Below are 26,808 nucleotides of genomic sequence, written 5' to 3' on the forward strand. Positions count from 1 at the left end.
TCAGACGCGTTTTACGATCAATCCACTCTGTTTCGCGAGTTCGTCCACGCGGGGACGTCCTCCTTCGAAAACGTCCTGCCACCAGTCGATGCCCGATACCGTCGTGCCCGAGGCGACTGCGGGCGCATTCCAGTCGATGACCGGGACATCCGACGATCGTGAGCCTTGATTGAGGATGATGTAGCCACCGGTCTGTGAACTGTTGCCAGAGTCACCCGACGTCGCGTCGAAGACAAGGCTCATCGCGTTGCCGCAGGGCGGATTCTTCGACACGACCAGCGTCACCGTGCCGCTTGCCGACAGCTTGCCGTCGGTTACGGAGTAAGTGAATACATCGGTGCCGGTGAAACCGCTCTTCGGACGATAGGTGTAACTACCGTCGCGATTGCGGCTGAGCGTGCCCTTCGACGGGTTGGTCAGGCTGAGCGTCAGGCAGTCGCCATCCGGATCGTTGACCAGGCAGTCGAAGTCGATACGTACGCTGCCATCCTTCTGCACCTGGAACGTCGCGCTCTGTGCCGTGGGTGCATGGTTTACGGGTTGCACGGTGATGTTGACCATGGCCACGTCCGATCGCGCATCGCCATCGGTTGCCCGATAGCTGAAGCCATCGGTGCCATACCATCCCTTGTCCGGCGTGTATGTGTAGCTGCCGTCACCGTTCAGAACCAGCTTGCCGTGGCTCGGGGCACAGACGAGCAGCGTGGCAAGGCGATCGCCATCCGCATCCGTGTCGTTCGCCAGCACGTCGATCCGTACAGGCGTACCCGCGTTGGTCGTTGCCTTGTCGTCGCGCGCGACCGGTGCGTGATTCGGCGCAAGCACGGTAATCGTCACCGTCGCCGGCTTCGATGTCAGCGAACCGTCGGTCGCCGTATACGTGAACGTATCCGTACCCACGAATCCCGTCTTTGCCGTGTAGCTGAAGCTGCCATCGCGATTGCGCGTCAGCACACCGTTCTTCGGCGAGCTCACGAGCTTCGTCGTCAGGCTGTCGTTGTCGGCATCCGTGTCGTTGGCAAGTACGTTCAGTACGGTGGCTACGCCGGCACGGGCGGTGAATGCGTCGTCGTTCGCTACCGGCGTCTGATTCACATGGGCCACATGTATCCACACCATGGCCGGATTCGATCGGTACTGACCGTCGAATGCCTGATAGGTGAATCCATCCAGGCCGTACCAGTTGGCGTCCGGTGTGTATGTGAACGTGCCGTCCGTATTCAGCGCCAACGTGCCGTGGCTGGGACCGCACAGGGGCAGCGCCGTAAGCGGGTCGCCGTCGATATCCCAGTCGTTGGCGGTCGGATCGATACGTACCGAGCCATTCTCGTTGACGCCCGCGACATCGTCGAAGGCCAGAGGTGGCAGATTGGGGCCCAGCACCGTGACGGTAACCGTCGCGACATTCGAATCGGCCTTGCCGTCGTTGGCTACATAAGTGAACGTATCCGTGCCCGTATACCAGCAGTCCGCCGAATAGCTGAAGGTGCCATCGGCATTGGCCGTCAACGTACCGTGTTTGGGACCGCTGACGACACGTGCCTTGAGCGCATCGCCATCCGCGTCGCGATCGTTCGCCAGTACATTCACCACTGCCGTCTGGTTGTTATGGACGCGAACGCTGTCGTTCGCGGCGGTCGGGGCATGGTTTGCAGCCGAGATCACGAGACGCACGGTCGCCACGTTGGACAGCGATTTGCCATCGCTGGCCTGGTAGGTAAGGGTGTCCGTACCGCTCCAGGTTCCGTCGGAAACGTAGTTCAGCGAGCCGTCCGCATTGCGCGTCAACACACCATGCGCCGGACCCGATACCAGCACCACGGAGAGCGCGTCGCCGTCGACATCCACGTCGTTGGCGAGCGGGTTCAACACGATGGTCTTGCCCTGTACGCCGCTGAACTCGTCGTCGTTCGCCACCGGTGCGTGATTCGTCTGGCGCACCGTAATGGTCACCGAGCCGACCGCCGAGTCCACCTGGCCGTCGTTGGCGACGTAGGTGAAGCTGTCCGTGCCGCTGAAGCCGGGCTTCGGCGTATAGGTCAGCGTGCCATTGGCGTTCACCGTCACCGAACCGTTGGCCGGCTGGCCCACGATGCGTGCGGTAAGGCCGGCGTTGGCCGGAAGCGGCGAGCCGGCGTTGAGACCGGTGCTGTTGTCGATATCCGTATCGTTGGCGAGAACGTCGATCGTGACAGCCTTGTCCTGATCGGTCGAAGCCGTATCGTTGATCGCCACGGCGGCGTGATTCACCGCCGTCACTGTCAGCGTGACGGTGGCGACGTTCGAGTTTCCGGAGCCATCGTTCACGGAGAACGTAAAGCGATCCTCACCTGCGTAGTAGGTGTCCGGCCGGTAGGTATACAGACCGTCGGACCCACGAACCAACGTGCCATGCAGCGGACCGTCGACGATCGAAGCCGCCAGGGTATCGCCATCGGCGTCCGTGGCCGCCGTCCGTGGATCGATCGACAGCGAACCGTCCTCCGCCACCGTGGCGGCGATATCGTGCGCTACCGGCAAGTGGTTCACCGGCACCATTACGATCGTCACCGTAGCTACCGCCGAGGTCATCGAGCCGTCGCTGACGCGGTAGCTGAAGGTATCGTTGCCGCGATATAGGTCGTTCGGGCGATAGGTGAAGCTGCCGTCGGCATTGAGTAGCAGCGTACCGTGCAAAGGACCGCCGACAAGTTCCGCCACCAGCGAATCGCCGTCCGCATCCGTCGCGTAGGTCAGGACATTGCCCGTGGCCGTCTGTTCCTCGAGCGATTGCAACGTAGCGTCGTGCGCCGACGGTGCATGGTTCACGTGTTCGACGTTCAACGAAACCGTGGAAGGCGCCGAGTCCGTGCTGCCGTCGTTCACCACGTAGGTGAACGAGTCGGCGCCGTGGAAGCCGGCCGCTGGCGTATACGAGAACGTGCCATCGGCGTTGTGCACCAGTGTTCCATGCAGCGGGCCATCGACGACCCGGGCGACGAGCATGTCGCCGTCGATATCGGACGCATGGCTCACCAGGTCGACGATCGCGCTGCCGTCTTCCTTCAGGGACACGGCGAAATCGCCAGTCACCGGTGCATGGTTCACCTTCTGCACCGTCAGGTTCACGGTGGCTACGTTCGACTGGATTTTACCGTTGTCGAGAACATAGGTGAATGTGTCGGTGCCGTACCAGAGCGCGTCGGGCGTGTAGCCGAAGCTGCCGTCCGCATTCAGGGTCAGCGTGCCGTGCGCCGGACCGTTCACGATAACCGCCGTCGTTCCATCCGCATTGACATCGTTGCCAACGACATCGATGCGGGCAGACGTATCCTCGTTCAGCGTCACGGCGTCGTCGGTAGCCTTCGGGTCGCCCATCAATCCGATATCGCGGATGGTCACGTGGCTATCCTGCGGCCCGAACCCGAGAATATCGAACGACAGCAAGAGGGCCGTGCCGGCGGGGATGCCGCGCAGATCGACCACATAGGTCCGGCTGCCATCGGGGTGGGTCACGTAAGCGATCCCGCTGGCAAGGAATTGCTGCCCATTGCCTTGCACGTTCAACATATCGTCCGTGCGGGACAGCGCCATGGCGCCGCCGAGCGAACGACCGGTGACCGCATCGAGAAGAAGCGCCTCGAAGGCATCCAGCGGAGAACCGCCCGTTGCACCCAGCGCGAGATCGGAGATCGTGAAACGAAGGAACCGATCGTTCTCTCCGACCACCAGTGCCCTGGTTACCGCCGTCTGCCGATCTCCGGCCTCGGTCAACGAAAGCACTTCGCCGTTCGTCAGCTTGGGAACCGCCGCGCTCGACGCATCGGCGGTCGATGCATCGCGATTGATGGTCACGTTAGCGTGGGATGCCGACGAGGTCTGGGCCTGCGTCACCGTTACCGCATCGTACGGAATGACCTGGGCCGGCAGGGTGGTCGACGCGGTACCGCCGACCGCTATAGCACCTTCGCTGGCACGTGGAGTGCCATTAAGAGATGTCAGAAGATTCATCGTCGCCTTGTAGAAGGCAATCGCTGCCTGCAACGAATTGACGGTGCTCGACTGGGATCCGACAGCTACCTTCAGGATGGTTTTCTGTTCGGACAGGAATTGCAGGAAACCATCGCCGTCGCCACCGGAACCCATAACGTTCGGTATCCCGCCGGATACGCCTGGATAGACGAACTGCTGTCCATACACTGCCGGAACTCCCGGCGAAGCCGGAGTCCCAACGAAATAGTCCTCGCCTACGCCGAAGGTATGCGCCATTTCATGTGCCATCGTGTTGACAAGGAAAGCGCCGAAGGTGGTACCCCCTGTCCACGACATGCTTCGACCCACGGCGACGTACACGATATCGGGCACCGTCATATTCAGTGCGTCGCTTAGTGCCCACTCCTTGGCAACGACGGGGATTCCGGTCGTGCCGGGCCGGTTGGTCATAAGTATCGTATCGATCCAGCCCGGATCGGGCGGGAAGTGCCGTTTCGAGTCGTATGAATAGAAAGGATTGACGTTCGGGTCCATGTAGCCATAGACGCTTTTACCTGCGTCGCCCCAGAGCATCGTCGGACCTTTCGTCCAACCGGTCGCACCGCCATTGTTGACAAAAGTAATCCCGGGCACGCCTGCGTACACCTGACGCATCGCCGCGGCGACATCGCCGACGATCCCCGCGACCATCTGCTCGAAGGCGATCTGAATGGCGGTCTTGGGGCCCGTGCCCGTATATGGCGTATAGCCGCCAAGGAACGCACCGAATGTGCTGACGAACGTCGCGCTGAGTGGAATGGGGCCTGCTGCCCATACACCTGTGCTGGACCCCGTAGCCGGAGCGGCGGCGTGGTAGGTATAACCGGTTGCCGGCGTGCCGGTAATGACTCCCGCTGTACTGAAAATACGCAGGAGTTCGGCGCGCAGGCCGTCCAGATTAAGGTTGACTTCAACCGGCTTGGTTTTCCGTCCCCGGACGTCGAGGGCGCCGATGAGGGTACCGTCTGCGTTCCTGATCTTCAGCGTGTCGTAGGAATACGACGCATGCATATCGTCGAACCCACTTCCGGTTGCCAGCGGATCGAACTTCCATTGCACCGCACCGTTCTGTGCGGCACCGAACGTGAACTCCGAGTTGATTCCGTCATCGCCGATATCCAGATGCATCGAGCTGGACAGATGCATGGTGACTTCCTTGATCCGGACGACATTGCCCGCACCGTCCGCCAGCGTGTTTTCGAACACCGCGCTGGCTGTGTTGACGACTTCGGACGCCAGCATCCCTCCCGGCTGGAATGCCGGGTTGGTCGGATCGATCATCTTGAGCGCTGCGACCGCATCGGTTGCATCGACCCAGCGGACGATCTGGTAGATCTTCACGGTCTTCACACCGTTGACGACGATCGTGATCTTGATCTGGCCGCCGTAGAGTTCGTCGCCGGTCAGCAATGAGAACTTGTTGGCCGGATACATCTCGGCAAGGGTCATTGCATCGGCCGCGATAAAGGCGCTGGAACCGGCGGCAATCGTTATGTTCTGGGTGGTCAGGCCGAGACTGCCCGCGCCGGCCTTCAGGAACGAGCCGATCTCGCTGTCCACTTCGATGGTGACGTAAGTCGGCTGGTGTGCCGATCCGGGAATCGTCAGGGAGAACGCCTGGTCCTGCGTCGTTCCGTTCTGGCTGCCCGTGCCCGTGATGAACTTCGTAGTGGTGGTAGTGGTAGAACCGCTACTGGTTTCGGTACCGGCGGGTACGCCGATCGGTCCACCTGTCGGCGACGGAATGTTCTGCTCTCCGTTTTCGCCGATCTTGATGTGATGAGACAGGCGATCCTTGTCGCTCATTGCCAGCGTCGCATCCAGCAGCGCGTCGATACTCCACGAATGATCGAGGTTCGGATTCTGCTGGTTCGGATTGACCGTGCCGAAGCCTCCCTTCAGCTGGCCGACAAGGACCTTTCCGTCGGCGGAAAGACTGAGGTTGATGATGCCGTAACCGTCCAGCGGCAACGTGGCGCCCAGATACTGGGGCGCACCGCTCTTGCCGAACGGGTCGCGAATGATACCCAGCTTGCCGCCCACCGAGACTTTCTTCGCACTGGCACTGCCACCTACCGCGATGGGGGGACCGAATGGCATGTAGATGAAGTCCGGGGCCTCGAACATCGCCCGGTAGTACGGATCGTTGAAGTTGTAGTTATCGTCCGAAACGATGGCGTATTCGACGCCGTCCCGAACGACGAGCACCACGCTTTGCGCCCGCTGTATGTCGAGGCGGTCGGAAATAATGGCGTTCGTCGGTTGCGACAGGTCGATCGAATTCATGACGGCGGATATGACATGCCCGGACTTGTCGCGAGTGAGGACAAGAGTCGACAGGCCTCGGTTGTAATCCTCGATATTCGTGACGAGATAGTGATCGGCGTCGGTCGTTGCAACGATGCTCTGCGGCGATTTTCCGCTGAAGCCATCGCCGGGAAGCGATGCGGGGATCGGCGTATCGATCCGGCCGGTCGCCATCTTGAGCGTGGACAGATCGAATATAAGCACGTTGCCGATCTTCGTCCTGTCGCCGAGCATCGTCGAGTTCGCGTTCTTAGGTGTCGCGACGATCAGCGTGCGCCCGTCCGGGCCGACCGTCATCGACGAAACGCCGTAGACCGTCGTTTCGATGCCGGTGCCCTGGATCGAGACCACGTTGCGATACGTCTTGCTTGCCGGGTCGATATCCATGGCGCGCAGCTGGAAGTTGCCAGCACCCGAGCCGTAGTTGCTGCCTTCGCCGATGAGCAGGCGATTCCCGGCGACGAGCAGGCTCGTGATGTTCTTGCCGCCCGCGATCGCTATTGTGTCGAAAATCCGGAACGTGATCGTGTCGATCACGTAGACGACGCCATTGCCTCCGATGTAGCAACGCGTGTAGTCGTCGGAAAATGCAATGGGCTGCACCTTGGTGCCGGTAACGTATCCGGCGAGGACGGTCGAACCGAGTCGCTCGAGCAGATTGACCTGGCCCAGGACAGTGTTCTCGCGGAGGAAGTCGATACCGGTCCGGGTCATGACGGCGACGATGTTCGGCAGCGGCGACACGCCGAACAGATTGCCCTTGAATTCGCGAGGCGATCCAGAGGTAAGTGTGCCGGACGCCGTGAACGCGCTCGTCGGAATCTGCCGCACCAGCTGCCAGCGTACGGAACCGATCGCGATGCCCGGGGGCACCTGCACGGTGATATTGCCGGTCGTCGTACCCGGAATGCCCGTCTTGACGTCGATGGGCGTGCCGTCGGCCAGGATCGCTCTCAAGACCAGCGTGCCCGCGAAAGCTCCCGGGTTATTGCTGGTAATCGTGATCGTGATCTGGTCGGTGCCGGCAACCGGCGCGATCGCCGTAATGTTCGGCAACGCGACGCTGCCGTCTGGCGTCTGGACAACAGGCAGGGCGGCGCCGGTGTTGATCTTGCCGATCTGGCCCGGTGGTACCTGGGGCAGCGGAATGTTGGCGGACTGCGGAATGCCGAAGTGATACGAGCCGGCGAAGAGCGACGTCGCGGCCTGGGCCAGCGAATCGATCAGGCCGGAATACATCAACGTACCGGCCAATCCGCCGCCCATGGTGAGACCGAGGCCAGCGAACGTCAGCCAGGTTCCCGCATTGATGGCCAGTTCGTACTGCCCGGAAATTACGCCGGGGATGCCGCGCATGACGTAGTACTCGCCAGAACTGTCCACACCGTCGAAGGGCGGACTGGCCGTCCTGGCGACACCGTCGGCTCCGACGAAACCGTTGTCCACGATCCACCACGTATCGATCATGTTTCCATCGGGACCCGGTACCTGTCCTTTGCGCAGGAACAGCACTTCGTCGCCGGCCGACGCAAGACCCGAACCCTGCACGGGGATCGCAAGCTGCAACGGATAATTCGAACTCGTGCCGCCAAGGTCGAGGTGGAAGGCCGCCAGCGGGACGAGTACGCCCGTACCGGGGACACCGCCAGCGCCGGGCAGGGAGGGATCGTCGAGCGAGATACGCGAGATGGACACGGATGTATCGACGGGCATTGCGCCTGCGCCGATGAGAACCGTCTCGCCTGTCGTGGAACTGACAACGCCACCCACATCATGCGAGATCTCGATGGCCTGCGGCGTCGTCTGAACCGCAGCCTTGTCCACATGAATCAACACCTCGCCCATGGCGACGGATTGAGTGAGGATCGTTCCGTCGGACAGCCGACCTGTGTAGACATAGATCACGAAAATACGCGCTACGCCGACCGCGCCGGCGGTGACAAAACCGTTTGCATCCACGGTCGCCACGGTCTCGTCGCTGGAGACATACAGGACCTGACCATGGCTCACGTCGACGACCGCATCGCCGTAAGGATCGGTGGCATGCACCTTGATCTGGCGCGTACCGCCTTCGACCATCGCCAGCGTCGCGGGATAGACATCGGGCGTGACCAGTGGCAGCGGCGCGTCTGGCTGCGCGTCCGTGATGGCCGTCGCTGCGACGTTGAACGTTTCGACGGTACGGACCACCGAGCCGTCGGCGCGGACGTGCGATGCGATCAGCAGCACGGGGCCCGTTCCAACGGTGACGAGGAAATCCCTTGCGTCGTCGACCGTGACAGCGGCCGGCCCCGTAACGCCCAGGCCACTCAGATTGCCCAGCGTGAGCGTGAGATAGCCGGAGTCCGCGCTGATGTCGACACCCGCCTGATCCTCGAAATCGACCGTAGCCTTTACGTGCACGGCCTGACCCGGCAATACCTCGCCAACGGGTTCCAGATGGATGCCCGTAAGTTTGGCGGCACTCACCGTCACGTTGAGCTGGATAGGCGCACTGCTCGAATAGCCGTCGTCGGCACTGACGTAAATCGCGGCGACACCGCTATAACCGGGTTCCGGCGTAAAGATGACGGAGAGACCATCGGCACTGAGCCGCGCACTGCCGTGCGTGACGCCGACGATCTTCCAGAACAATGTGTCGCCTTCATAGTCCTGCGCGATAGAAGACAGCGGAATGGCAACGCCCAGGTCCGTATGCGTGAGCACCGCGGGTATCGAGGCCGATGCCTCCGGCGCGCCATTCGCGCGCCATCCGTAGTTCGCATATAGCAACTGCCGGTCGGCCTGATCGATGTTTCCATCGCCATTGATATCGCCAGCCGCCAGGCCGCCTGCGAGGTCGCTGGCAAACGCCGCGGTGTCGGCACCGTCGATGCGGCCGTCGTGGTTCAGGTCGCCGGCGACAGATATGGAAACCGTGGCGTGACCGTTGCCGGTCAGCCGGATCAGCTTCAGACCCGCTTCGTCGACGCGCACGAGCAGCGTAAGCACGCCGTTGTGCAGCACGCGACCGAGGATATCGCCACCCACGATATCGACCGTCGAACTGGCGTCGTCGAAGGCGACGCTGATGGCCAGGACGATTGCGCCGGTCGTGCCGGGAATCTTCACACTCGAAGCGAGTTCGCTGTCGCGAACCGTAAAGCCCAGCGTGGTCGTTCCCTGATTGGAAAGGCCACCCGACCAGGTGTTTCCACTGCTATTGCCCAGCCAGTTCGCCGCCGTGCCGAGATTAGCCGTGACGACGTCCGGATAAGGCTGCCCATTGCTGTCGTAACCGTAGGCGTGCCCGGTATCGGCCGTGTCCAGCGCGCGAACGAGCGAGAGACGGCCGGCCGTGTCGTAAAGATAGACCGTGGTACGCGAGTGCCCCGCGGTATCCACGGGACCGGTCATGCGCACGATACGGCCCTGTGCGTCGCGGACCATGGTGACGCGCGCCGATGCGTTACCGCCCACGAGCGCAATGCCCGCATCCGATACCAGCCATTTCGTGCCGTCGGTGAAGGCGACCGCCGTAATTTTCCCCGCGGTATCGAGGCTGTAGCGTGTGCCGTCCGGTGCGGTGAGCACATAGCCGGCCGGTTGCCACGGAAGACCGGTGATCTGGTCGTACAGATGCGTACCCTGACGCTGCAGCGTGTCGCCGCCCAGCGCATCGAGCGACCAGCCCTGATCCTGGCCGAAGGACGCGCGATACGTGACGGGCGCATTCGCACTTCCGACCATCGGCGTACCGATGGTGGCGAGGTCGAAGCTGAGGTAACGCATCGGAGCATTGCCATCGCCGAGATTCGCCGGCATCTGCAACCACACGCGCGCGCCTTCCACCCACGATGCCGTGGTACCGGTCGCCGTCATGGCGAGCTGGTCGGTGGACAGGCCCGTGTCGAAGCCGGCCATCGACCAGTTGCCGAAGTCGGCACCGGTGCCATTGGCCGGAGTACGGGTCACGGTAAACGCATGACCGCCGAGCTGGTACGTCGTGTCGCCCATCGCGGCGACCGTCGGATTCTTCTGTGTCGTATCGACGATAAGGCGCGTTTCGATCTGGCTGGTGCGGCCTGCCAGGTCCCATGCGGTAAGGCGCAGGCGATACACCCCGTTGCCGAAAGCGGCCGGGTCCAGCGTACCGAGGGTCAACGACTGGTCGACCGTCGCCGCGGCGAGATCGGCACTGGTAAGTACCCGCCACTGGTCGCTGTCGGCCGAAGCGATTTCAAGGCGGTAGCCCATGAGCTGAAGCTCGCTCAGCGAGGCGGCCAGGGCGAGCGGCGAAGTGACGTCGACCGGTTTCCCCGTGGCGGTGCCACCGGAAAGGGCACCGCTCCATGCGAGTACGGGTGCCGCGATATCGCTTGCGTCCCTGATCCGCAACTGGCTATCGCGCGTCCCGACGAATCCGTCCGCATCCGTGGCGATCACGCGCACGTCGATAAGGCCGGGTTGCGTGGCGGTCAGGCGCATACGCCCGCTGGAATCGAGCGCAACGGTTTGCCATGTGTCGCTGGCAAGCCCCGTTCCGCGTACCTGGACGACCATGCTGGTGATGGCGCTGAAGCTGCTTGCGCGCACCGTCACCAGAATGGATTGACCGGGAAGCGCGGGTGTTCCCGGCACGCTGTCGACAAGAATGGACGGTGCGTTGGCCGACGCATCGGCGACGACACGCACGGTGAACGTCTTGCGGACCGTAGCGAGCCCATCGGAAACGATCGCCGTGATGACGAAATCGCCGACCTGGCCCGGGCCGGGCGTCCAGCGAAGATTCTTCGTCTGCGCATCGTAGACGGCGCCATCGGGAAGACCCGAGAAGGCAACGACCAGTCCTTGCGTCTGCGTGACGCCGTCCGCATCGGAAGCGTGAATGCCGCGCAGGGTATCCGTGCCGCCGAGTTCGACCGGAATACTCCAGTCCTGGCCTATCGTTATGGCGTGGCTCGATACCGACAGGGCAGGCGCGCGATTGGTGTCGAAGACACGGACATGCACAGTCTGCGTGGTAGTGAGGCTGCCATCCGTCGCGGTGAACTTGAAGGCGAAGTCGCGGCTTCCTCCCAATGCGTTGTTGACGGTGTCATACCCCGGCGTCCATTCGAACTCGCCGGTTGTCGCGTTGAAAATGATGCTTGCCGGCGTGTTTTCGTCGTAGATCAGGCTGATATGCAGCGGGTCGCCGTCGACGTCGATCGTACGCAGCGTGAACGATGTCGTGTCACCTTCGTTAACCAGCTGAAGCGGCATCGGAAGGATGACCGGTGCCTGGTTCACGTTGGCGACGTGTAGCTCGAAGGTGCGTGTAAACACGGCGGCGCCATCGCTTCCCGTCACGGTGAAGCGATAGATGCCGGGGCTCTTGCCACCGGTGTTGTCGCTTTGCGCGGCAAAGAATCCCGGTGTCCAGTTCAGCGTCGCGTGACCGCCGCCCGCGGGAACGGACATCTGCATGCCCGAAGGCAGGCCCGTCGCGGTCCAGCTGATGAGGTCGCTGTCCGCATCGCGTGCGAACAGGTCGAGCGACATCGCAGCGCCTTCGTTGGCCGAAAGCACGACGGGAACCGAGGGCGCGACGGAATCGGCGACCGCGTTGCCGTTCAACTGCACCGCAAGGAGCTGTGGTGCGGTGTTTGCCGCGCGAACGATGATGCGCACGGTATGCCGGGTGACGTTGGGTACCGGCGATGCCGGATTCGTGGTGCCCTGATCCTGTGGCGGCAGGCCGCTGTCGGTTACGGTGAACACGATATCGTGCGCGCCAAGATCGTCGGCCGTCGGTGTCCAGGTGAAGATCGCCTGTCCGTATACTCCCGTCGGAACAAGCGTCGCGCCAACCGGCAGACCTGCGGTGCCGAACGTCAAAGCGTCCTGGTCGCGATCGCTGACAACCACCGGCAAACTGATCGGCTGACCGGCAACGGCGACGATCTGGTCGGGCAAAGCGAATGCCGGCGGTTCGGTCAGGCTCCGCGCGGTGACGACGAAACTGATGGACTGGGCCAGTACGCGCGATGGGTCGCCATTGCCGTTGTCCTGTGCGGTGAGCGTGATGGTGTAATCGCCCCGGTCGTTGTCGCCGGGCGCGAAATGAATCGTCCCGGTGATGCGTCCGTCCGCGCCAGGCGGATTTTGGGTGTAGGTGGCAAAACGCGGCAGGCCGGAAATGGTCAGCTGAATCGGGTTGCCGTCGATGTCCGTGATATTCACCGGAATGTCGAGCGTGGCGCCCTTATCGACGAACGCATTCGTAATCGGAGCGATATACGGAGCCCGGTTCGTATCGGCAACGACGATCGGAATCGTTACCTGGCTGACTGCCGGAGTTCCCGTGCCATCGCCATCGTCCGTGGCGATAACCGTCACATGATAGGTACCGGCCTGGGCATAGCCGGGCGTCCACACGATCTCAAGTGTGTCGGTATCGAAGGTCGCGCCCTCGGGCAGACCGAGTACCTGATAGGTGACCGTCGGAGCGACAGCGACGCCCTGATCCGTCGCGGGAGCACCGGTGCCCAGTCGCACCTTGGGCGCGAAACCGGGATTGTCCGGATCGAATGCAAAGACGCTGATGCGCAGATCCTGGCCTTCGACAACATTCCATGGGCTGCCCACGTTGCTGTCGAATACCGGTGCGCCGTTCGCATTCAGGACGCTGAAGTTCACCACCCGCGACGCGGTACGCGTCACGGCGGTGCCGTCGAGCGCGGTGAACGTGGCCGTGAGCAGGACATTGACGCTGTACGAACCGTGCTGGTCGAAGCCAGGCGTCCAGCTGAGCCAGCCGGTGTCGCTGTTCAGCGTCATGCCGCCGGGAATCGATGCCGCGCTGTAGCTCAGCGTGACGGTCGATCCATCGGCGCGCGCCGTGCCGCCCGGCAACGAGCCGGCCAGCTGAAGACCGTACGCGTCGCCTTCGCGAAGTACCTGCGGCGCAACGGCTCCCAGTACGGGGTTGGGTTGAGCCTGGGTCACGGTGATCGTGAAGGTCTCGCTGACCGTCGACTTTCCATCGCTGACACGTATCGTCACGTTCGAGTAGATACCTGCCTGCGAGTACGTCGGATTCCACGTAAGCAGACCGGTTTGTGCGTCGAACTGGGCGCCGGGGGGCAGGTTCGTGACGCTCATCGTCAGGACGTCGCCATCCGCGTCGGCGGCGCGCAGCGGGAGCGAAAGCGTCGCACCTTCGGCAAGTACGATGTCGTTCTGCCGACCCAGTACCGGCGTGCGGTTGCCTTGCTGGACGACGACATGAAGCACACGGAGTGCCACGCCGCCACGCCCGTCCTGTACGCGCACGACCACGACAGTGTCCGCATCGGCGTTCGCACCGGGAGTCCAGCTGAGCGTCGCGACGGAATGGTAGTGACCGTCGGCATCTACCGTGTAGGCCCCCGTGGCGCTAATGGAAAGACCGGGAGGTGCCTGCACGACTTCCCAATGGAAGGCCGTTCCATCGTTGTCGACGGCTTCGAGCGTGGCATTCCAGGGCTGACCGATCGTCGCGGGCTGGTTGAACGTATCGGGTTTGCTCGTGCTGCCTACCGCGGGAATGGTCGGCGGCAGATTGGCTTGAGGAACCGCGTAAATACCATGGCCGAGATTGAACTTCGCCAGGTCGGCGAGCACGCCGGCGTTACCGAAGAAATTCGCCGGAACCACCGTCACGGTCTGGTTGGCAAGGGTGGCACCTACCGCCAGCTTGCCCCCCATCGCTTGCAACGCGCCAGTCAGGTCGAGGATCCAGAAACCTGCCTGTGCGCCTGTGCCCTGAACCGCGCCATCGATACCGGAGGCGAAATAAGCGCCCGGATCCAGCAAAAGCATCAACGGCCCATGCAGGTCGTCGGTGCCGATGTTGGTGATGCTGACGTCGTAACTGACGGCACCCGTTGTGTGGTCGGCGCGCGTATTGGTAAACGCCAGCTGCACGGTGCTGCTCATATCCAGCAGCGCGGTGAAACCGCTGACCGTGTTCTGCCCGATGGCCAGGTGGCTGGCACTGCGCAGGTTGCCGTTGATAGTCAGCTGGTAGTGGCCCGCCGCGATCCCGCTGACGTCGAGATATGCCGTATGCGTTACGGCGTCCCAACGAATATTTTTCGGGGTTATCGCCGTCGCACCCGTCTCGCTGGAGAGCAGGGTGAAGTTCGCGGCGTAGAACACGCTGGCCGGGTCCGCGAGCGCCGAAGCCGGATCGCTACCCAGCCACATATCCTGATCGAACCGCACCGCAATCTCACCAACAGGCAAGGGCAGCAGCGCCCCATCGGGTACGCTCGTCGCTAGTACCTTCGGCGCGTGCGCCGGAGCGATTTCGTCGACGTGGTTGGTCTGCGCTACGAGAATGCGTCCGTCGCTGGTCGCGACGATCGCTTCGCCCTGCGTACCGCCGCCGGCGACCTGAAGAACGCGGCGGGAGTTCAGTTCGATCATCCACACCGTCGAACCGTGTGTGGTATCGACGACGCCGGCGACCTGCACGTGCTGCGGCAGGGCGCCGGAAGCGAGCAACAGTCCGTCGAGCGGCGTGCCCGCCGCACCGAAGGCAATGGAGCTGACGACTCCGGTCAGGCGGTACTCGAGTTCCGCACGGCCGAGCGTGGCGCCGGACATCGGGAAGCTGACGATATCCGTGCTGCCCTTGGGATCGGCGGCCGCGATATCGCTACCGGTCCAGCGGATGCCCCACAGGCGCCCGTCCGGTCCGAATGCGAGGTCGCCTACGCGCGTATTGCTGAAGTGCTGCCACGCACGGTTCGGATTGGTTTCGTTCGGATGGAAGACTTCGATGCCGCTGCCGGAGGAAACAAAGATGTCGCCGGTGGACGGCTGGATGGCGAGAGCATGTGTCAGCGGCTGGCCGGTCGGGCCCTGCATGCGCCGCACGATGGCGCCGCTGCTGGCATCGACCTGCAGCAGTTCGTTGCCGGTCATGACCCATAGCTGGCCAAGCGCGTCGACGGCCATGTCGAGTACGGGCGAGTCGAGGACGAAGAGCGGCGTCACCGAGTGACCGCCGTCCTTGCCGTAACGGTAAACCTCGTTGCGCTGGGCACCCGCACTGACGAGGACGCTGTGATCGGGCAGTTCGACCATCGCCATGGCACCGATATCGGCCGCGCCGGTAGCGAAGCCGTCGGCGAAACCGCGCGAAACGAACGGGGCAAGCACGTTGCCCAGATCGCCAGCGTTGTTCGTCGATACCTGTCCCGGCAGGAGCTGGGCCGCATCGGTGAACAGCGGATTGGCCGGGTAGTTGCGATCCGGTGCCGCCTGCGGAACGGTCGGGCTCTGCTCGACGCCCGGCGTCACGCCAAGGCCATCCAGCACCTGCTGGCGACCGCCATCGTCGGGCAGGACCGCGTTCGTGACATTGGCCGCTTCGCGATTGCCCGCGTTGTCGGTGGCGACGGCGAGGAACTCGTAATGGTGACCCGCTTCGCCATTGAAGACGGCTTCGGTCTTGTCCGGTCCGACCTGGCGCTGCCAGATGCGGAAGTCGCCGCCATCGGTCGCGACATACACGGTAACGAAACGGATGCCGCTCGCATCGTCGCTCGCATTCCACTTCACCGAATAGGTCGGCGCGCCGTTGACGTCGTTGCCGAGGCTCGTCGCCGTGACCGTGGTATGCGGCACGCTGGCGTCCAGCGTCGTGTTCACGGTCACGCTGTCGATCGGCGGCGCGCCGTCGAAGAAAATGCGTGCGGTCGTCGCGATACGCGAACCGGATACGGCGGTCGCCGATGCGGCAACCGTGAAGCTGACGAAACCGCCGGACTGCGCGCTGCTGCCCGAAAGCAGCGCACGCGTCAGATCCTGCATCACTTCGCCGGTGGCCGGATCGATGGCCTGGATCAGCCATGTCGCGATACGCGATTCGACGTCGATGCCCGCGCTGACGCGAAGCACGTAGCCCTTGCTGCCGCTGAAGTCGAAATCGGCCTGGAAGTTCGCGCGATCCGCCGGTACGTGGATGCTGATGTCGCCGAGCTTCAGATCGCCGAGGCGTAGCGAACGCGGATCCAGCGACGGATCGAGCTGCGTCACGATGCGGATCTGGCCCACGCCTTGCTGGGTCGGATTCGCGAACGCGAACGTATACGGCAGCGGTGTCCCGGCCGGAACATAGACACTGCCGTCGCTTGCCGTGCTGCGTCCCTGCGGACCCTGCACGCTGATAGCGGCATCGGCAGCACCGCGCTGCTGCGCGACGATCTGCAGATACTGGGCGAGATTGAGCGCCTTGCCCGGCAACGGATTGAACTTCTCGTCGAGCAGGCCCTGCGAACGCAGGTACTCGAGTTCGGAGCGACCGCCCACGAAGATCTGGAAGTTCTCGAACTGCAGCGTGCGTCCCACGTGCTGGTCGTAATCGGCCGGATTGGCCAGGGCCGGCACCGGTACTTCGACGTAGTCGCCTTCGTCGTCCTCGCGGATTTCGATATGGTCGATCGGTCCCTTCGCGGCTTTCGGATCGCCGCTATAGGCGGCCGTGTCGCCATACCACTGCTGCACCTTGGCGAAGAATCCGAGCAGGTCGGCCTGCGTGCGATAGCTGTCGCCGCCGCGCGAAAGCAGGATGCCGGCAGCCAGGGTCGCATTCAGGCTGACGACCTGCGGATTGGTGGTGATCGGCGGTGCCTGGTTCTCGGGCGTCAGCATGCCCGCCGTTTCCAGCGCGGCCAGCCAGCCGTTGACCCAGGTCGACGCGTCGGCGGCGAGCACGGACAGGTTCACCGGCGCGCTGGCATCTGCGAGGATGGCGGTACGCAGACGCAACGCATACGCCGTCTGTTCGGCGACGAATTGCGCACGCGTCAGCGCGGTCGCGGACGCCACCACGTTCATCTGGAACGATTCGGAAAGGATTTCGAGCTTGCTGATGCGGTCTTGCGGATCGGCCGCGAGGAAGCGGGCCGTTAGGCCGGCGGAAATTTTGTCCAGTCCGCTGACGCCGGCATCGAGGATGCCTTTCGTCTTCCAGTCCGGATGCGTCGCATACAAGGCGTCGCGCAAGCCGTCGAAATCGCGGTTGAGCCACGCCGTCAGACCCGGATAGGTCTGCAGGCGGAAGGTCATGCCGACGAAACCGTGAGCGGCCACGTCGAAGGCATAACCCGGTGCGAGGTTGTAGCCGTTGGTGTTCAGCGTGCCATCGAGCGAGGCCCACGGAATATCCGTGCGCGACTGTGTCGAAGGCGTCTGCCCGTAACCCATGGTGTTCGCCGGCGCGCCGGCGATGTTGCCGTAAGGCGAACCGCCGACGTTGGCGCCGAACAGCGCATAGGGCAGGTTGAGGCCGTCGAGCAGGTACTGGTTGTAACCCATCTCCACCGCACCGAAATCGAAGCGGACGTAAGGCGTGTTGACGTTGGTAAGACTCTGCAACGACACCGTATAGGTCGCGCTGTCGCCCGGCTCGAGATTGCGCGGACCACCGACACCGATGGTCACATCGTCCTCGATACCACGCTCCACGAGATAACGATTCGCTTCGGTGATGCTCTGGCCGTTCGGATTGATGACCGTGACGTCGTACAGGCCGAGCGGGAAGGCGCGTGTGTCGAAGATGGCGCGGATATGCGTTGCGTCCAGCACCTGCCAGCGATCGGGTTCGGCCTCGTAGACGCCGGGGCGGGTGAGCTTGACGAGCGCTCCGGGCTGGAAGCTGGAGCCGTAGATGTCCAGCGTGACCCAGCGATGCGCATCGTCGCTGACACCGCCCGAATCCGGCGTGATCTTCGTGATCGACAACGGCAGCAGGTCGGCGCGCAGCGTTGCCGGCACGGCGTGGCCGCCACGGCTGCGTACGAGGATGTAGTAGTCGCCCGCCAGCGTGCTGGCGATCAGCGCTTGCTGGTCGGCGGATGAGGCATTGCTGTACGAGGCGTCGTACGCATAGGTGGTCGGGATATCGCCGTAACGGATATACAGCTCGTTGTCGCCGGATTGCGCGGTGGAATCGAGCAGCACGCGCAGCGTCTGGCCAGCCGCGACGCTCACCTTGTAGAGCTGGGTCTGGCCATCGGACAACGTGATCGCCGCGGGACTCGCCACATCGAGGCGCGGTACCTGGGTCTGGATCACGGCGGCCGATGCGGTGAGGTTGTTCGCCTCGCCCGGTGCCATGACCAGGCCGGTCGGGCCGTAATAAATGCCGCCTTCGAAGACTTCGTTGTAGAGATCGGGGCGGACGATGATGCGCCAGGTGCCGTCCTTCAGCGGAGGCAGGTTGGCCGTGAGCGTGCCGGTATAGCTGCCCTGGCCGATGAGATCGCCGATATGCAGCACCTTGCCGAGCAGGATGTCGTCCAGTCCCCAGGTGTTGTCCGCCGAGAGATAGATCGCATCCGTCCACTGACCGTGCGCGGTATTGGCCGAGTCGTTGCTCACCGTATAGGCGATCGTGACCGGCTGGCCGACCTGGGCCTGCGGGGGCACCGTGACCTGACCGACCTTGAGGTCGGCCGGTGGCGGCGTCTCCACGATAATCGGCTGGACGGCGGCGGTGGCATTGTTCTGGTCGTTGCCGAATTCCAGCACCTTGCCACTCGGACCCGCGCCGAAGGCACGTGCGGGATCGGTAATGACGAAGACGTAGTACGGGCCGTCGAGGTCGCCGGGCGCGGTGATGGTAAAGCGGCCGTCATAACTGCCGGAGGCGCTCAGGCCGCCGGAATGACCGAGATAACCGAGGTAACGATCCTGGTTGACGTCGAGGAAGCGGTCGCGCGACAGATAGATCAGGTCGTTCCATGCGCTCTGGTCGCTGGGGGTCGCACCGCCCGCGTTGTAGACGGTGTAGTCGACGACAAAGGACTGTCCCGCGACGACATGGTCGGGCGCAGTGACCTTCGATACCGTGAGATCGGGCGGTGTAGCCAGCGTGATCGGCAGGGCAATCGAGGAGACATTATTGCCTTCGTCGCGGAACTCCAGCACCGAGCCGGGACCGTCGCCGGCGACGACGTCCAGACCGGCACGGATCGAACTCGGCTCGCTGTAGAGCCAGTCTTTCAGCGTGGAGGTATCGGCTTTTACGATGACGTGGAAGTTGCCGCTGATCGACTGCGGTAAGTGGAACGTCACCGACTGCGTATACGACTCGCCCGGCAGCAGGAAGCGCGGCTTGCCATTGGCATCGGTGAGCGAGATGCCCACGACCCGTCCCGGGTTGTCGTAAAGCGAGCCTTCCGGCAACGGTGTATCGGACGCGTCGAGCGACGCATCGTTGGACAGATAGACGCCATCGGACCAGCCCGACACGCGCGTGGCGCGGTCGCCACGGTTGGTGACGACCCAGGTCACGGTGACCAGCTCGCCGGATTGCGGTGCCGGATTGGAAATCGTAATGCCGTCGATCTGCAGATCGGCTTCGCGATAGGTAATGGCGAGGCTGCCGCTACCGATGTTGTTGTTGCCCAGCGTGCCTTCGTAGACCGACTTGCCGTAGTAGAAAACGTCGTTCGCGTTGATCGTGCCGGTGAGCTGTTCGGTCGCTGCATTCGGTTGCGGCACGGGCGAGCTGAGCGTTTCGCCCGGCATGCTGTCCGTAATGACATAGATGTAGTACTTGCCGTCCGTACCCGGCGGCAGTTGCACGTTCGCGGTGACGCTATAGCTCGCGCCGGCGGGAAGGCCCGCGAGGTTGTAATGCGTGAATGCACCGAGCGCCGTCGCTCGCTTGGGGATGAACGTCGGATCGGTACTGATGTAGACCGAGTCCACCCAGCCGACGGTCGACGGCCATACCGCCTCGCCCTTGTTGGTCACCGTCCAGGTGATGGGGGTGAGCTCTCCCGACCAGTTCTGCGGCTGGGTGACGATCGAGGTCACCTGCAGATCGGCGGGATGGGTCACGACGTTCGACGCGATCGCGGTGACGTTGTTGCTTTCGTTGACTTCGCGGACGTTGTTGTACGCATCCGTGCGGACGACGACGTAACCGCCGTTCACCGATGGTGCGAGCTGGAGGGTCTGCGAAACCGTGTACTTCTCGCCGTTGTTCAGCGTACGGCTTTGCGTATAGCTGCCGATCAGCCAGAACTTCGTGGCCTTGGACAGATCGGGGTTGTCCGCGACGTAGACCGAATCGGTCCAGCCGCCAGTGAACAGATCGCCCTGGTTCTGCACCGTATAGCCGAACGTGATCGTCCCGCCGGCATCGACCGTCGCGGGTGCGGTGACCTGGGTCACGACCAGATCCGGCGGCGTAATGCCGAGGACGCTGATCGCGCGGGCCTTGTAGTTATTGTTGTCGACCTGGTTCGGGTCGTCCGGATTGATATTGGAGGCGAGCGTGTCCTCAAGGATGCTGTCGTATGCATCGCTCCAGACGGTGATGTAGTACTTGCCGCTGAAGGTATCGTCCGGAATCGTGACGCGCAGGGTGCCCAGATAGTCGGCGCCGATGGCCAGATTGCCGGTGTGCACGACCGAGCCGAGCAGCACGTCGCCCTTGTTCGCACCGGGGCGACGCGGGTCCTTGGCCAGCCATACCGTGTCGGTCCAGCTGTTGATATCGGCGGATACGCCGCGGGTTGTCGCGCTACCGGAATTGGTGACCTTGTAATCGACCTGGATCGTAGCGCCATGCACCGCCTGATCGGGCGCGGTGACGTTGCTGGTGACCAGATCGGCGAACGGCACCGGGTCCACGTAGAAGTGAGCGGCGCGAACGTTGTTCTGCTCGTTCGGGTATTCGTCGACGACGTTGTCCGCGTCGGTGACAACAATCAGGTAGACATTGCCGCGGTACTGGATCGGAATATTGATCGTGCCGCTTGCGTTCGTGTAGCTGCCGGTCGGAGCCAGCGCGCTGCCATTGTCGAAGACGCCGACGAGCACATCGTCGCCGCTGAGCAGGCCATCGAGCGACAGGTAGACCTTGTCGCGCCAGTGACCGTTGGCCGGCATCGGACCCTGGTTGACGACGGTGTACTGGATGCCGACCGTGGTGCCGGCGGTGACGTGGTCGGGTACGACGACATTACCTACCTGCAGATCCGGGCGGCTCTGCAAGCTGATCTGCGATGCGTCGCTGGCGATCAGCAAGTTGTTCAGGCGCGCGGCGCCGTATTCGTAAACCTGCGCACCGTCGCCGCCGAGATTGGCGTTGGTGATGACTTCGATCCGGTACAGGCCTTCGATCTTCGACGGCAGGCGAAGCTGTTCGGTACGCGTATAGCTGATGCCCGCGCCGAGCGGACGATCGTAGGTGAAGCTGCCAAGCGTGATCGTCGCACCATTGCCGCTGACGGGCACGAGCTTGACGGTATCGACCCACGGACCGGTAGCCGTGGCCGTGCCGTTATTGATAACGGTCCATGCCACGTCGACGACGGAACCTTCGACCGCCGCGGCCGGCATGCTGACCGTCTGCACCACGAGATCGGGCGAGGGTGCCAGCTGCACGGGCAGGGCGATGCTGTGACCGGTGTCGTTGTTGTTGTAGACGAACTCGAACGGGCCGCCGGTCTTGACGTTGAGGTAGTAATTGCCTGAGATGCCGTTAGGCATCGTCACGACGATGCTGCGCGTATAGCTGTCGCCGATGGCGAGCTGGCCGATATGGTCCGCGTTGCCAAGCTGGAAAATGGTGCCGGTGCCGTCGGGCAGCGAGCTGAGCCAGACCTGGTCGCGCCATTCGGACGTATCGGTAATGCCGATGCCCTGATTGACGACGTTCCACGTCACCGTGAGGGACTGGCCGCTGATCGCGGCGCCCTGCGAGCCCACCGATTGCACGACGAGATCGGCATACGGTTTCGGCATGATGTCGACGGTGTGGTCGAGCAATGCGGCATCGTTGGCGGTCGCGCCATTCTGGAACACGGTATGTGCCGCGTCGGTCACGACGAAGAGCTTGTAGCGACCGGTGGTGCCCGGCGGCAGCATCGTGCTGAACTGCCCGTTGTAGCTTGCACCCACGGCAAGCGCGCCGTCGTGGCGCACTTCGCCGACGACGATATCGTCGCCATTGCCGAGGATGTCGTCGGTGGAGAGGACGATGCGATCCGTCCAGCCCGTGCTGTCGCCCGCGCCCGTACCCTGGTTGGTCACCGTCCAGGTCACCGCCAGGGTGGCCGGGTCGGCGATCAGCGTGGCGGGCGCCTGCACGGCGCTCACCGCGAGATCGGCATGGGCCGCCATCTGGACCGTCAGGCCGTTGCGGTACGTGTTGTTGTCGCGAGCGCGGTCGTCGATCGCGCGCGCGGCATCGGTCACCACGACGATTTCGTAGTCGCCGCTCGCTTCGAGCGGCAACGCGAACGAAGCGGATGCATTGTAGGTCGCACCGGTGGCCAGCCCGCCGGCGTGCGCGATCTCGCCGACCTTGACCAGCGTGCCGTTATGCGAAAGGAAGACCTGGTCGATCCAGCCGCCGAGGGCGGCACCGCCGTTGTTGGCGACGGTCCAGCCGACGGTTACCGTCGTGCCTGATAGCACCAACGTCGGACCCGAAACAGCCGATACCGTCAGATCGGGCCGCGCGATGACCACCGGGGCGGTGGCCGCCGTGTCGTTATCCGATTCGCCGTTGCGTTCGTAGACCGTGTCGTCGGCATCGGTGCGAACGAGCCACGTATACGTACCTTCCGCGAACCATGCGGGAACCGCGACGTCGATGCTGCGCGCCGCGCTTGCACCGACATCGAGACCATCGGTGTAGAAACGGCTGCCGACTTCGGTCAGCGTGCCGTCCGCGGCTTTCAGGTATACGCGATCGCGCCATGCGCCGGTCGTCGCGACATTGCCGATGTTGTGCGCGGTATACGCGACCGAAACGCTGTCGCCGGGACGCAGGGCGGTCGGTCCCGTGACGTCGCTCACGGTGAGATTCGCCGCCGGCGCAAGCGAAATATGCAGGACCGAAGCGGACGCCTTCGTGTTGTTGCCGACGTGACCGTTCTCCACGACGACGCCGTTGAGATTCGTCAGTACCAGGATGTAGTAATCGCCGACGAGGTCGCGCGGCAGGCTGAGCGTCGCCGTCGCGGTATAGCTGTCGCCTACGGCAAGCACACCGGCATGCACGACCGAGCCGGCCAGCACGATGTCGTCGGCCGAGGGAACGCCCGTGCGCGATAGATACACGCGGTCGTTCCACAGCGAGAGATTGGTCGGTGCATTGCCGCTGTTGGTCACCTGCCAGCTGATCAGGACGTTCTCGCCGCTCTGCGCGACGGTGGGTGCCGTGACCTGGGTGACGCCGAGATCGGCATAGGCCGCCGCGACATCGATGGCATTCGCGCCACTGACGGTATGCGCGCGCGTATCCGGCTGCAGTACTTCGCCGCGTGCGTCGCTGCGCACGGCAAGGAAATAGCGTCCGTCGCCCAGCAGCGGAAGCGTGAGAGCCAGCGTCTGGGCGTAGCTCTGTCCTGCCGTGAGTGCACCGTTGTGACGGATGCTGCCGATGACGATGTCGTCGCCATTGCCGATGATGCTATCGGTGCTGAGCACGATTTCATCGGTCCACGAATCGCCGGTGGCGGCCTGTCCGCGGTTGGTGACCGTCCAGCTGACGTTGACCGTCTGTCCGCCGGTTGCCTTCACGGGTGCCGACACGTCGGCGACGGTGAGGTCCGCATAGGCAGTCGTGGCGGAGACCATGCTGCCGCTTGCCGAGTTGTTCGTTTCGGCATCGTTGGTCAGATTGGCCTCGTACAGCACGCCGACGCCGGCCGTGTTCTGATCGGCCGTGACGGTGACGGCGAGGTTGCCGGCACCGCGCAGACCGTCGGGCAGACGGAAGGTGTAGCTGCGCAGACGGTGACCGCCCGGGCCGATCGGTCCGTTCGGTCCGTTCGGTTGACCGTCCACGAGAGTGGCCGGGTCGTAAGGCAGCGTCGCGTCGACGAGTACCAGACCCGAGTCCGCGCGGGCGACGGTGATGCGATCGTTGAACGCCGCGGCGGTGGGGCTGCTGCCGTCGTTCCAGTCTTCCCAGGTAATGGTGACGATACCGCCGGCTTGCACGGTCGTGCTGACGATCTGCAGGTTGCGCACGGTAAGGTCGGGACCGACGACCGTCGCGAGCGAGGCGACGTTGTTGGTTTCCGCGGTACCCGCGGCATTCGCTTCGGCGATCTCGTTGAGCGAGTCGGCGATAACCCGGACCGAGAAATTGCCCGCGGCGTCGATCCCGTCGGGCCAGTTGAACGTGGCGTGCCGCGCGCGGTTGCTGCCGGCGGCGAACGCACCGTCGCCAAGCAGCTCGCGCAGGGTGACCGTGGCCACGACGCGGCCGGTCGACGTATTGCGCACTTCGAGCGTTTCGCTGAATGGAGCAACCACGGCGGTACTGCCGCTGTTGGAGGTGACCCAGTCCACCGCGACCTGCTGGCCGGGTACGAAACCGCCCGCGGGTGTCAGGACCAGCTGGCCAACCGTGAGGTCGGCATAAGGTGCGAGCGTGACCTGGATATCCAGGTGCGCCGTATTGTTGCTTTCGCCCGTGCCGCTGGAATTGCTTTCTTTCAGCAGGTTGTCGGAGTCGGCGATGATCGTGATCGACAACGTGCCCGTCGCATCGCTGCCGTCGGGAAGATGGAGCAGCGCATGGCGCACGATGGCGCCGCCGACACCGATGCCGGTGTTGGACGGATCTGTACTGTCGTAGGGCACGACGATGTCGAGGACGATGGCACCCGTCGCGGTGTTGCGCACGATGACGCGATCGTTCCAGCTACCGCCGGTGGCGAGCGTGCCGCGGTTTTCCTCGGTCCACGAAAGATCGACGGTCTGGCCGCTGTGGATGTCGCTCGCGGGGGCGACGGCCGCGGTGTTGATCGTCAGATCCGGCGCGGGGTTGGTAATCAGCGTGTCGAGGATGACCGTGGGCGGATCGATGACGTGCACCATGCGGAACGCGACGGGGGTCGACGTAACGCCGTAACCGTCGATGCGTTCGAGCGACAGTGTATAGGTGCCGCCCTGGGTGATCTTGCCCAGATCGAAGCCGGTGCCGTCGATGAAATAGTGGTAGACGCCAGCTGCCTGGTCATACACGGAACGCCACGATCCCATGACCGCGGGCGAGACGACCGTCCTGCCCAACGGATCGCGTAGCGACAGGTATACCTGTGTCGCCTGCGTATCGTTGGCAAGCTGGCCGGGAAGAATGTCGAGGTAGTAGTGCTGGCCCGCGTCCAGCGCATAGGTATACGTCGCGACGGCGTTGGGTGTCGCTACCTGCGTCTGGATCGTCGTATCGACGGCGACCGGGGTGGCACTGGCGGCGTCCATGACCCGGAAGTTGTAGTTTCCGGACGCGGTCGTGTTGCTGTCCAGAAGCAGCGTGTAATCGCCGGCGGGAACGAACAGCGACGGATTCAGGGAGTAGGAGTAGTAATTGTTGTAATAGCCCAGCGTGCTACCCGATATCAGCACGCTGCCGTTGGAACCCAGCAGACGCCAGTACACGTTCTTGTCCGCGCTAAGCGTATCGAACGTCAGCAGCTTTCCTTCGTCCAGGTGCAGCGCGTAGCTGACACTGCCGCCGTTGGCGGGCAACGTACCGGACACGGATGTATTCAGGGGCAACGGCGATGTCGTGGTATCGATGGAGAAGCGGACACTGGCGGTTCCGGATATCCGGCCTTCGCCATCGATGACGAGAACATAGTCGCCCGGCGGCACGGCGAGAGAGCCGCTCATGTTGTACATGTTGCCCGACGCCACGATCTGTCCGTAACGCGAGATCAGCTTCCAGGCAGGCGATCCGTTGGTGTTGCCCGTGCCCGGATCGAATACGATCCGGCCGCTGGCATCCACCGTGACGCGATAGGCGAGCACGCCGGTATTGGTATCGAGCTGTCCCGAAGCGATGGCCCCGGAGGCGAGGGCTTGCGCACCCGCCAGGTCAGTGAGCACGAAGCGCAAAGGGTTCGAGGAATAGGTGTTGCTCAGACGCAGCACGTAGCGGCCGTCGGCGTTCAGCCGGATGGCCTGTTTCGTGGCTCCGTTGATGTCCTGCGAATAGACGAGCACGCCGTGGCTGTCATAGACATCCGCGTGGCCGTAGAGCTGGCTGTTCAGCGTGGTAAGCCACAACAGCTGACCCGCCTGGCCGTCGAAGGCGAAGTTCAGACCGCCGTTCGAAGGAAGCTGGGCGCTGACCGGCGTGCCGATCGCGATGTCGCGACTGACCGCACCGAGGGCGATGGTGTTGTTGAACGACACATTGGCGGCATTGCCGTATGCGTCGCGTACGAGGAAATAGGTGCCCGTGCGCGACAACGGCGCGGAGACCTGACCGGGTTGGATGTCCGCCACGCGCGCGCCGAAGGCGTCGTAGATCGTCCACGTGGAACCGTCGTATCCGCCCGCCAGGGCGAACGTGCCGCCGGCGATGGCCTGGAAGGTGTACGCGGATGCATAACCGTTCGATACATAGCCGCTGATCGTTCCGCCATCGCCCACGGTTCCCGCGGCGCCGAGGTCGAGCAGGCGCAGACCGAGGTAGTTGCCATTGCCGGTGGA

Annotated in this window: 1 protein-coding gene (running past one end of the window); it reads right to left on the minus strand. The window is 63.4% G+C overall.

All coding sequences use genetic code 11. The annotated features are described in order from the left end of the window. On the minus strand, positions 1-26,808 hold the 3' portion of the coding sequence (locus EC912_RS13970) for an Ig-like domain-containing protein (RefSeq protein ID WP_132145087.1). The gene runs 9,438 nt beyond the window's last position; only the last 26,808 of its 36,246 coding nucleotides appear in the window; the start codon falls outside the window, past its right edge — the gene reads right to left on this strand; it ends in the stop codon at positions 1-3.

Source organism: Luteibacter rhizovicinus (assembly GCF_004342265.1).
GTDB classification, from domain to species: Bacteria; Pseudomonadota; Gammaproteobacteria; order Xanthomonadales; family Rhodanobacteraceae; genus Luteibacter; species Luteibacter rhizovicinus_B.